This window comes from Paenibacillus dakarensis (genome assembly GCF_001373415.1).
Classification (GTDB): Bacteria; Bacillota; Bacilli; order Paenibacillales; family Paenibacillaceae; genus Paenibacillus_AQ; species Paenibacillus_AQ dakarensis.
In genome coordinates, this window is sequence record NZ_CDSE01000074.1 from 1 (window position 1) to 12,130 (window position 12,130).

Here is a 12,130-nt window from a genome sequence, read left to right on the forward strand (position 1 = left end):
GGAGCGAATACGGCGGTTTTATAAAGCCCTTTAAATTTCTTAACGTTAGCAATTAGTAAAGAAGAAATAATGATAATAGGCAGCTGTACAAAACAGGAGAACAAAATAAAATACAGGTTGTTTTTAACTGATTTCCAAAATGCATCATCTTGGAATGCTCTTGAGTAGTTATCAAATCCGATATACGTAACATTCTTAGATATCCCGTTCCAGCTTGTAAAACTGTTGTCGATTGCTGTGTAAATAGGATATATGAAAAAGGCTAAGAACAATATGAAAGCCGGCAAAACAAACAGGATGTATATCAGAGGATTTCTCAGCGCTTTATTCATGGTAACCTCCGTAGTTTCGTGACTTAAGCTTAGAAGAAAGCGCACCCCCCATTCCTTAGTGGGTGCGCCTCCTTCCTAACTTTGATTTTATTAATTATTCGCCAGATTCATTGGCTGCTTCTTGTGCAGACTGTACATTTTCAAGCATCTTCGCAGCATCAATTTCTCCGCCGATCACCTGTTGAATACCAATGCTGAGGGCTGTATTGACACTTGCTTGAACCAAAGCATCAAATGCAGGGAACGATTTGTCGATTTCACTTACTGCCTTAAAGATGTCCTGCATGATTGGTTCATCCGAAGTAGAGTTCATCGTTTCAACATCCATCTTCATTGCTGGCAGAACTCCATCCTCTTTCAGACCGCGGAGCTGCATTTCGTCAGTCCACATGTTCTTGATGAACTCCTTGACAGCTTCCATTTTTCTTGGATCGTCTTTAATCGAAGCAGAGAATCCATATCCATTGTTAGCGTCCTGCATAACAACGACCGGGTCTCCCTCATTAACCGGAGGAAGGTTGAAGTATCCAATCTTGCCTACCTTATCACCAGCTTGTTTCTCGTCTCTAAATACGCTGTTAGCCCACGAACCGTCCATCATCATCATCGCTTCGCCAGAGATAATCTGGTTTCTCATGTCAGCGTATTCAAATCCGAGCTCGCCCTTCTTGTAATATCCTTTTTCAACCCATTCCTGATGTTTCTTAACGCCTTCTACAACTTTAGGATCGGTCCATTTTGTTTCCCCTGTCTTAAAGCCGTATGTAACTTCAGGTCCTGCATAATAAGACCAAAGATTGTTGGTTGTCATCAGCGGGATCCAAGCATCCTTAGAGGATTGTGCAAATGGAATTTTACCATCAGCCTTAATCTTTTCAGCAATACTGTCCAGCTCAGCAAGCGTTTTCGGAACGGTCAAACCTTTTTGTTCAAAATATTCTTTGTTGTAGAAGATCCCTTCGATAGAACCACCGATGGGCAAGCCATAAACTTTGCCGTCAACTGTAAATGGATCAAGTGTTGTAAATTTATCTTTAATACCGAGTTCCTCAATGATTGGAGTGATATCCAGCATCAAGCCTTCTTTCGCATACACACCAGCATCCGGACTACCGAACACATCGAAAATTTCCGGCGGCTTACCGGATGCCATCTCGCCTCTTAACTTCTCTTTACGGTTAACCTCTGAATCAACAGCGTCGAGATTTAACTTCAAACCAGGAACTGCTTCTTCCGTCTTCTTCACCACATCTTGAAGTAAAGCCAATCTGAATTTCTTGGAATCCCCCACTTGTGTATGACGGATCGTCATCTCAAACGGTTCGTTGCTTACGGCAGGCTTGTCACCACCACTCCCTGCAGCCGGCTCATCGCTCGACTTGCTTCCACCGCAACCGGACACAAAAGCAGAAGTAACCATAAGGAGTGACATCATCAGTGCTAGGCTTTTTTTCTTCATGTAGATTTGACCTCCCATAAAAGGAATTGTATTTATATTTTCATTATAGAAAACGGTTTCAGAATAATGAAGATCGATATATCGCTTTAGGAGGGATATAATCTTCTACTAAACACTTCTAACTTAAACCAATAGAACTATAGTTAAGATGCTGCCTGCATCCGATTAATCATTTATTTAAGAACAAAGTACTATAGGATGCGGACCCTTTTACATTCAAGACAAAAAAACAACAACCTATCCAATTTAAGGTAGGTTGTTGTCGAAATTTATCTGATAAGTTATTTAAAATGATACCCTATTCGTAATAAGCAAGTAGTGCTATGCCATTTGAGCTTGCTTTCTGCCCTTCTCGATCAACTCGTAAGCCCGTGCCACTTCTTCTTCCGTTGGTGAAGGAACCCCTTCAAGCGGATAAGCCTTTCCAAGCGCTTCCCACTTATACACACCCATCTGATGGTAAGGAAGAATTTCGAATTTCTCCACACCGTTCAAGGTACCGATGAAACGTCCAAGTTCAAGCAGATCTTCCTCTTCATTATGAATGCCGGGAACATACACATGTCTGATCCACATTTTACGTCCGTTGTCAGACAGCCAGCGTGCCATCTTCAATGTCCGTTCATTGGATTTACCTGTCAGCTTGATATGCTTCTCATCATTAATATGCTTCAGGTCTAGCAGTACAAGATCCGTATTCTCAAGCAGTTCATTAATCTTCTCCGGTTCATTATATCCGTTGCTGTCCAGTGAGGTGTGAAGGTTCCAACGACGCTTCACTTCCTTGAACAGCTGGGTAACGAACGGGTATTGAAGCGTTGGCTCCCCGCCCGACACCGTAAGACCACCACCGGATGAACGGTAATATGGAAGATATGGCTCAATTTCAGCGAGCGCTTCTTCTACGGTCATTTCCTTGCCTTCGTTCAAAGCCCACGTGTCCGGGTTATGACAGTACTGGCATTTCAATAAGCATCCTTGCATAAAGAGTACAAAGCGGATACCCGGACCGTCCACCGTACCGAACGTTTCTAGCGAGTGCACATGGCCTTTTATCATATGATGTCATCCTTTCTGTATCCGCTCGTGACAAGCATTGAGTTGTTAATACATTACCCGTTTATGTTACATCGAACCGTGGAATGTACGGTTGATAACATCCAACTGCTGCTCACGGGTCAATTTAATGAAGTTAACAGCGTAGCCTGATACGCGAACCGTCAATTGAGGGTAGTCTTCTGGGTGTTCCATCGCATCAATCAACTGTTCACGGTTAAATACGTTGACGTTTAGGTGATGCGCTTTGCTGCCGAAGTATCCATCCATCATCGATACCAGGTTGTTCTCACGGGTTTCCTCATCTTTACCAAGTGCTTTAGGCACAATGGAGAAAGTATTCGAAATACCGTCCAAGCTGTCTTCATAAGGCAGCTTCGCTACAGAGCTCAAGGAAGCAAGTGCGCCTTTTTTATCGCGTCCGTGCATTGGGTTCGCACCTGGTGCAAAAGGTTCACCAGCTTTACGTCCATCAGGTGTAGTACCTGTCTTCTTACCGTATACAACGTTGGAAGTGATCGTAAGGATTGACTGCGTTGGCAATGCATCGCGATATGCTTTGTGTTTACGGATCATTCTCATAAATGTTTCAACCAATTCAACAGCAATGCTGTCTACACGGTCATCGTTGTTACCATAGCAAGGGAAGTCTCCTTCGATTTCGAAGTCAACTGCAATTCCTTCTTCGTTACGAATCGGCTTAACTTTCGCATATTTAATCGCACTCAGAGAGTCTGCTGCTACCGAAAGTCCTGCGATACCGCATGCCATGGTACGAAGAATATCACGGTCATGCAGAGCCATTTCAATACGCTCATAGGAATATTTATCGTGCATATAGTGAATAACGTTAAGTGTGTTCATGTACAGCTTAGCAAGCCATTCCATCATCGGCTTGAAGCGCTTCATAACTTCGTTGTAGTCGAGAGTCTCAGCAGTGATCGCCGGGAATTCCGGTCCCACTTGTACGCCAGACTTCTCATCACGACCGCCATTGATTGCATACAGAAGTGCTTTAGCAAGGTTCGCACGAGCACCGAAGAATTGCATTTGTTTACCGATACGCATAGCTGATACGCAGCAAGCAATACCGTAGTCATCGCCGTAAATTGGGCGCATCAGATCATCGTTCTCGTATTGGATCGAGCTTGTCTCGATCGATACTTTTGCACAGAATTTTTTGAAGCCTTCAGGCAATTTCTCGGACCACAATACAGTCAGGTTTGGCTCTGGTGCAGGACCAAGATTATAGAGCGTGTGCAGGAAGCGGAAGCTGTTCTTCGTTACACGAGTCTCTCCGTCCACGGACATACCGCCAATGGATTCTGTTACCCAAGTAGGGTCACCGCTGAACAGCTCATTATAATCCGGTGTGCGAAGGAACTTAACGATACGCAGCTTCATAACAAAATGGTCAACCAGTTCCTGTGCCGTTTCTTCTGTCAGTGTACCTTCAGCCAGATCACGCTGAATATAGATGTCAAGGAACGAGGATACGCGTCCAAGGGACATCGCTGCACCGTTCTGTTCTTTAATTGCAGCCAGGTAACCGAAGTAAAGCCATTGGAACGCTTCCTTCGCAGTTGTAGCTGGTTTGGAAATATCAAATCCATGCATTTCCGCCATTTGCTTCAACTCTTTCAATGCGCGGATTTGCTCAGACAGCTCTTCACGAAGACGGATTACTGGCTCATCAATCACATCAACTTCAAGGTCGCTCAGTTCATTCAATTTATCTTTAATCAAGAAATCAATACCGTAAAGCGCTACACGGCGATAGTCACCAATAATACGTCCACGGCCGTAAGCGTCAGGAAGACCTGTGATAATACCAGCTCTGCGTGCTGCGCGCATTTCAGGCGTATAAGCATCAAATACACCTTGGTTATGTGTTTTGCGGATATGAGTGAACATATCTACAATACTGGAAGGAAGTTCAAAACCGTATGCGTTACAAGCATCAATCATCATTTTGATTCCACCGAAAGGTTGAATCGAACGTTTGAATGGCTCATCTGTTTGAACACCAACGATTTGTTCTTTGTCTTTATCCAAATAGCCTGGCTTGTGGGAAATAATGGTTGAAGGCGTATTCACATCTACATCCAGTACACCGCCAGCTTCGCGTTCTTTCTTAGTCAGGTTGGATACAATATCCCATAAAGCAGTTGTATTCGCTGTTGGACCAACCAAAAAGTCATCAACACCATAATAAGGCTCAATATTCAAAGCGATAAAATCATTAACATTTACAGCTTTTGACCATTTACCTGATTTGAACCCTCTCCAACCGGACTGCAAGTCTTTAACTTCTTTTTCAATCACCGACATCTCTGATCCCTCCAATTTATGTTCTGTTGATGAGACACGAGGTTCTGGTATATTTTCTCATGTCTCGCTTCCCAGATCAATAAATGTGATGCTTTTCACAATCTTTGGCAAAAAGATACCCTTAATTGTGAATTTTGAAACTGTAAAAATTATCATCTGAGATTTGTTTTACAAAATAATTGTAGTCTTATTCCCTAAATGCATCTGTGACAAATATCACCATAATGGTGATATTTGTCACGATGTTTTTTAAAAATTTCTATTTATTTAATATTTCAGTTAAAACCGGCCATAGAATGCATTGCGGTACACCTCTGCAAGCTCAGTAACGAGTGGCAGCTTTGGATTCGCAGTTGTGCATTGGTCCTCAAACGCACGATCCGCCAGGTAATCTACACGGTTCTCAAAATCAGCAGGATCAATACCAAGCTCCTGGAACGATTCTTCAATACCGAGTTTTTTGTTAAGTTCGCGAATGGCGTTGATCAGGCTGTTAACCCCTTCTTCCGTTGTACGTGCTGGCAATCCAAGAATGCGGGCAATCTCGGCATATCTTTCGTCTGCAATGAAGTGGGTGTATTTTGGCCATGCAGCAAACTTCGTAGGCTTCTTCGCATTATATCGAATGACATGCGGCATCAGAATCGCATTGGTGCGGCCATGTGCTGTATGATATTGTCCTCCCCATTTGTGAGCCAGGCTGTGGTTAATACCAAGGAATGCGTTAGCGAACGCCATACCAGCGAGCGTGGATGCGTTATGCATCTTTTCACGAGCCAGCTTGTCGCCTGTAAGGGCGGATTTTTCGAGATGCTGGAACACGAGCTGAATCGCTTTAATTGCAAGCCCGTCTGTATAGTCATTAGCCATTACCGATACATAAGCCTCAATGGCATGTGTCAGTACGTCCATCCCCGTATCGGCAACCGCTGTTCTAGGCAAGCTGTACACGAATTCAGGATCGATGATCGCTACGTCTGGTGTCAGCTCATAGTCAGCGAGCGGATACTTCGTATCACCAATTTTGTCTGTGATAACCGAAAACGATGTCACTTCTGAACCCGTTCCTGATGTCGTTGGAATTGCAACGAATTTCGCATTTTGACCAAGGCGAGGGTATTTATAAATCCGTTTACGGATATCCATGAATTTCTGCTTCAGGTTGTTGAAATCAGTATCCGGATATTCATAGAACAGCCACATCGCTTTCGCAGCATCCATCGGTGATCCACCACCGAGGGCGATAATGCAGTCCGGCTGGAATCTCTTCAACATCTGCGTACCACGTTCAACTGTTGTTGTCGAAGGATCTGGCTCTACTTCAGAGAATACTTCGATGGCTACAGGAACCTGGCGCTGACGCAAGTAGTACTCTACCTTCTCTACATAACCCAGCTTCACCATCATTGGGTCAGTAACGATCGCTACACGGCTAATGTCAGGCATCTTAGCAAGGTACTGGGTTGCACCTTTTTCAAAATAGATCTTATTCGGCACTTTGAACCACTGCATATTCACGGTACGATGATTCACCCTTTTCACGTTGATCAGATTGACAGCACTCACGTTCGAAGATGTAGCATTACGTCCATACGAGCCACAGCCAAGAGTAAGCGATGGAAGGTTGGTATTATAGATATCACCGATACCGCCCTGCGAAGATGGCTGATTAACAAGTACACGGCAAGTCTGCATACGGTCCGAGAATTGTTGAATGACTTTCTCGTTATTCGAATGAATGACCGAAGAGTGTCCCATACCGCCAAATGCAACAACTTCAGCTGCACGTTCAATACCTTGCTCTGCTGTTTTTACTTTATAACAAGCCAGGATCGGGCTAAGCTTTTCAGCTGACAGCGGGAACTTCGGTCCAACGCCCTCAATCTCAGCAACGAGAACTTTCGTTCCTTCCGGAACCTCGAACCCGGATATTTCAGCAATCTTGGTCGCAGGCTGACCTACAATTACCGGATTAACCGCACATTTATCTGCTACGATCGCGCCAGCAGCCAATTTTGCCGCTTCCTCTTTATTTACAAAATAGCATCCGCTTTCGATCATTTTTGCTTTTACTTGTTCAAAAATAGCTTCTTCTATAATGACAGCCTGTTCCGACGCACAGATCATGCCGTTGTCAAATGTTTTCGAGAGGATGAGGTCATTGACGGCTTGATCAAGATCGGCTGATCTTTCGATAAAGCAAGGCACGTTACCTGGCCCTACGCCAAGTGCCGGCTTACCACAGCTGTATGCTGCTTTAACCATTGCAGAACCACCTGTAGCCAGAATACATGCCACAGAAGTGTGATTCATCAGCGCATTTGTTTTATCCATGGAAGGAGCCTCAATCCATTGGATACAATCTTCTGGTGCACCATGCTTCACAGCTGCTTCAAGCAAAATTTTAGCCGTTTCACGGCTGCATGCCTGTGCAGATGGATGGAATCCAAAGATAATAGGGTTTCTAGTCTTAATCGCAATGAGTGATTTGAAAATCGTGGTTGAGGTTGGGTTGGTTACCGGTGTAATCCCCATAATAATACCGACAGGCTCAGCTATCTTCTGATAATTCTCATACGGATTATCTTCGATGACTCCGACCGTCTTGTCATATTTAATGCTGTGCTGGATATATTCGGTTGCGAACATGTTCTTGATTATCTTATCCTCATAAACACCGCGGCCGGTCTCTTGAACTGCCAGTTTGGCCAAGTACATGTGTTTCTCCAGACCTGCAAGTGCCATTGCTTGAACGATGTTATCAATCTGCTCCTGATTAAGAGCCTTGAATTGCTCACTTGCCCGATTTGCCTTGTCAATCAGGGTCTGCACATATTCCTCTGCAGTTTGTTCCTTAACCTTAGTAACCTCACTATTCTTAATCGCCATTTCCCCTCATCCTCCTGTAAAAAAATGTTTATAATCTCTCTACAGATCGATCATAACACATGGCTAAACTAATTAGTAGTGAATTTTTTCACAAAGTATAATTATTTTTTACAGAAAACTTTTCAAGCGATTTCATCACTTTTGTTTCTATGATTGTCTGTGTTTTTTGATACATCATTAAATCTTATAAAAGTGAAATTAATCACATTGTTTGAAAAATCGACACTTTTCCACGTCATTATCCCCCCACAAGTGAATGTATTCACGATATAATCAATTTAAATTTAACAGAAAATATTAACGAGTTAGGGGATACAGACATGAAAACATTGAGTTGTGTCATTGAAACCCAAGGGAATACAAACTGCTTCTCAGAGCAAAACTTAAACCGACTCCATGAAAACATGAAGGATCGCATCGTACCGGAAGGATCCCATCTGTTCTGGGAGGGTGATTTCTCCGATAAATTATATTACATCAAGCGCGGACGCATCAAATTAACAAAATCGACTGATGAAGGCAAAGAACTCATCTTATATATGTATCAGGCCGGCGACATGGTTGGTCAGGCAGACCCTTTCTTTAGTACGAAGCACAGCTTTTCGGCTGAGGTGCTAGAGGAAAGTGAAGTTGGTGTTATCGAACACAAGGATTTGGAGCTCCTCATTTGCCAGCACTGCGATTTTGCAATCGACTTCATGAAATGGATGGGTGTACACCACAGAATTACGCAAACCAAATTCAGGGATCTGATGATGTACGGTAAACCCGGTGCCCTTAGCTCGACGCTGATACGTCTCAGCAACACCTATGGGGTGAACCAAGCGGATCAATCAATCCTGATCAACAAAAAAATTACACATACCGATTTATCTAACATGATTGGTGCAACACGCGAAAGTGTTAACCGGATGCTGAGCGACCTCCGCAAAAAAAATGTCGTTGAATATTTCAGCGGCATGATCGTCATTAAAGATTTACCTGCACTTCAGGAAATTTGCCATTGTGAGCTTTGCCCTAATGAAATATGCAGAATCTGATCCATCGAATAAATAAAAACGTTATACTAAACCCATGCAGGGGCTGTCCCAAAAGATCTTAGATCCTAGGGCAGCCTTTTTTGCTGTTGGGAAACGCTTCTTTCCCAACGGCAAATTACGCATTAAACAAAAAAGAGGCGGTCCAGAACTCTCACTAGAGCTCTGGACCGCCTCTATTAAACACCTGCAGGCAGGTTCATTAATTCTTCTTCCCTTTTACAGGCGAGATAAACCAGTAGGCCATACCTACGAATAAACCTCCACCGATGATATTGCCCAGTGTTACCGGGATCATATTGTGCAGCCAACCAGCCATTGAGATCGTATCCGGATGTCCTGGAAGTATCGTTGCTAAAGTCAGCAGGGTCATATTCGCAACACTGTGTTCATAACCGGTTGCAATGAAAGCAAACAGACACCACCAGATAAGAATGAGCTTAGCTGTATCTTCTTTCGAACGGCTGCTCATCCATAATGCCAGACAGACAAGCCAGTTACACAATATACCGCGAAAGAACAATTCCATAAATGGAGCGTTCATCTTATTAGCCGCCGCAGTAAAGAGCAGATGGTCGGAAGGAATAGCTTTAAACAAACCAGTCCCCCATACCAGCAAGCTCAGTATAACCGCACCGAGAAGGTTACCCAGAAACACGACCACCCAGTTCTTTGCTGTGTCTCCGATTGTTGTCCTTCCAGCTAAAGTACTTACTGTGAAAAACATGTTGTTACCTGTAAAAAGCTCAGCGCCTGCAAATACAACCAGGGTCAGGGCTATACCAAAGGAAGCTCCCATTACTAACGTCTGTAATGGTGAACCTGCTGCAGCAAACGGCGCACCTAATTTAAAGATCAGAATAATTCCAATTCCAACGTAAGCACCTGCAAGCAGAGTTGAAACCATGTAACGAATGAGATTCGCGTTCATATATTCCTTTTTCTTGACTGCTGCTTCCACTACGTTCTCTACACTCTGTGTGTACATGGAACAACCTCCTATGAGATCGATTTTGGAGTTTTAGGATCGTCAGTTAAATAGCGATTTGTACACGATCTCCTACCGTACGAATCGGATAAGTCCGAACCTTACCACTATCAGGCTCCTGTACTTCCCCTGTTTCAAGGTTAATTCTCCAGTCATATAAAGGATCATATAAGTAGTGACCGGATACGATACCCTCAGCCAGTGGTCCCCCCTTAGGATGAGGACTTTTATTCTCCAAAGCGAATAATTGATTATCCGAAGTGCGGAATACGGCGATCTCCTCTTTTTCTATTACCACAACTTTTCCAATCCGCACCATAATTTCGTCCATTTTACCAACGTCTATATATTCAATCGTATTTATCATATTAAGCTCTCCTTTTCCCTTTACTTGGCAGCAACAGGGCTGCTGTTCTGGTACATAGCTTCGCGAACCTGGTTATCATTCAGCACTTTCTTCCATGGATCCTGGGTCTGCTTCAGGGCCAGCTCAATTCTTTCAGCTAGTGCTTTACGCTGTTTGCTGTCATTAAGAACTGCATTTTGGATATGATCCAGGCCCATGCGTTCTACCCACTCCGAGGTTCTCTCCAAATAATTTCCAGTCTCCCTGTAATACTGCATTACAGCCCCGCAAATTTCAATCAATTCTTCATCGGTCTTTACTTTGCAAAAGCTGTCCGCAATGCGGGCCTTAATCCCGCCATTACCACCGATAAATATTTCCCAGCCGCCATCGTTACCAACGATACCAATATCTTTGGTGCATGATTCAGCGCAGTTACGCGGACAACCGTTTACCGCCATTTTGAACTTGGCAGGGAAGTCCAGTCTTTCGAACTTTTTCTCAAGCAAAGCTCCCATCCCCATGGAATCCTGTGTTCCAAACCGGCAGAACTGTGAGCCCACACATGTCTTCACCGTACGAAGCGACTTGGCATAAGCGTAGCCTGAAGGCATATCAAGCTCTTCCCAGACTTTCGGCAGGTCTTCTTTCTTCACACCAATCAGATCCAGCCGCTGGCCGCCTGTCACTTTGACAACCTTCACATCATATTTAAGCGAAACGTCTGCAATCCGCTTTAAATCTTCAGGTGTTGTAACGCCGCCATACATCCGTGGAACTACCGTGTATGTGCCGTCTTTTTGTATATTTGCATTCATACGCTCGTTGACAAAGCGCGATTCCTTCTCATCTTCATGGGTTTCTGGATAGATCATGCCAAGATAGTAGTTGATTGCCGGACGACACTTCGAGCAGCCTTCAGGGTTGCTCCATTCCAGTACATTCATCACCTCAGCAGTTGTTCTCATTCCTTTGATACGAATTTCAGCAACGATCTCGTCGCGGCTCAGTTTCGTGCATCCGCAGATTCCCTGCTTCGCAGCAGTTTGGAATCCATCTCCAAGTACATATTGCAATATCTGCTCTACAACCGGTTTACATCCGCCGCACGAACGGGTTGCCCCTGTACATGCCTTGATTTCATCCACTGTGCTCAAGCCCTGATCCGTTATTGCATCAACAATTGCCTTTTTCGTTACACCATTACATCCGCAAACAATTTCTTCATCTGCCATTTTCTCTACAGAAGCACCATTCTTAGCGCCTCCGCCGCAGCAGCCTGTTCCCATAATCGTACCGTATATTTCATCTGTCATGATGTCTTCTTGCTTGATATGCTTTTGCAGAGCAGCCGATTCCGTCACATCTCCGAACAATACAGCCCCAACGATCACATTGTTTTTGAGGAGCACCTTTTTGTAGGTCTTTTTCCATTCATCCTTCGCCACAATGACAGTATGTTCTGGACCTTCAACAAAATCGCCTGCAGAGAATACATCCACACCGCTGATTTTCAGCTTGGTCGAAACTACAGATCCCTCATATGGCTTGGTATCTACAGAACATAAATGCTTCGCGAGCACCATGCCTTGCTCAAATAACGGAGCTACCAAGCCATAGCAAACACCGCGGTGTTCAACGCATTCGCCGACAGCGAACACATTATCCATGGAAGTCTGGAGCTCATCATTT

The 12,130-nt window shown here is 44.1% G+C and carries 9 protein-coding genes; 1 reads left to right on the top strand and 8 read right to left on the bottom strand.

The window, feature by feature from the left end; genetic code table 11:
* The 5 genes from BN1234_RS22625 to adhE form a co-directional block, all read right to left on the bottom strand.
* Positions 1-332: ABC transporter permease family protein (locus BN1234_RS22625; protein ID WP_211751809.1), on the bottom strand; the 332-nt coding region annotated here is incomplete at its 3' end.
* 94 nt (positions 333-426) lie between these two features.
* Positions 427-1,791 carry an ABC transporter substrate-binding protein gene (locus BN1234_RS16645; protein WP_054957789.1) on the bottom strand — a complete coding sequence of 455 codons (1,365 nt, stop codon included), beginning with the start codon at positions 1,789-1,791 and terminating at the stop codon, positions 427-429.
* A gap of 321 nt (positions 1,792-2,112) precedes the next feature.
* Positions 2,113-2,850 (bottom strand): pyruvate formate-lyase-activating protein, encoded by a 738-nt coding sequence (pflA, locus tag BN1234_RS16650; RefSeq protein WP_054957790.1) that lies wholly within the window; start codon positions 2,848-2,850, stop codon positions 2,113-2,115.
* Between the two features lie 66 nt (positions 2,851-2,916).
* Positions 2,917-5,178 (bottom strand): formate C-acetyltransferase, encoded by a 2,262-nt coding sequence (pflB, locus tag BN1234_RS16655; protein WP_054957791.1) that lies wholly within the window; start codon positions 5,176-5,178, stop codon positions 2,917-2,919.
* A 279-nt stretch (positions 5,179-5,457) separates the two neighbouring features.
* The gene (gene adhE / locus BN1234_RS16660) at positions 5,458-8,067 is read right to left on the bottom strand and encodes a bifunctional acetaldehyde-CoA/alcohol dehydrogenase (RefSeq protein ID WP_054957792.1); all 2,610 of its coding nucleotides are present in this window, start codon (positions 8,065-8,067) and stop codon (positions 5,458-5,460) included.
* A gap of 320 nt (positions 8,068-8,387) precedes the next feature.
* Between adhE and BN1234_RS16665 the strand changes: the two genes are divergently transcribed.
* Positions 8,388-9,107, top strand: a complete 720-nt coding sequence (locus BN1234_RS16665) for a Crp/Fnr family transcriptional regulator (RefSeq protein WP_054957793.1) — start codon at positions 8,388-8,390, stop codon at positions 9,105-9,107.
* Between the two features lie 199 nt (positions 9,108-9,306).
* Here the strand turns inward: BN1234_RS16665 and BN1234_RS16670 are convergent, their stop codons facing one another.
* The 3 genes from BN1234_RS16670 to nirB all read right to left on the bottom strand — a co-directional run.
* A complete protein-coding gene (locus tag BN1234_RS16670; protein WP_054957794.1) occupies positions 9,307-10,092 on the bottom strand; it encodes a formate/nitrite transporter family protein in 786 nt (261 codons plus the stop codon).
* A 46-nt stretch (positions 10,093-10,138) separates the two neighbouring features.
* Positions 10,139-10,459 carry a nitrite reductase small subunit NirD gene (nirD, locus tag BN1234_RS16675; RefSeq protein WP_054957795.1) on the bottom strand — a complete coding sequence of 107 codons (321 nt, stop codon included), beginning with the start codon at positions 10,457-10,459 and terminating at the stop codon, positions 10,139-10,141.
* Positions 10,460-10,479: 20 nt separating this feature from the next.
* Positions 10,480-12,130: nitrite reductase large subunit NirB (gene nirB, locus BN1234_RS16680; RefSeq protein ID WP_054957796.1), on the bottom strand; the 1,651-nt coding region annotated here is incomplete at its 5' end.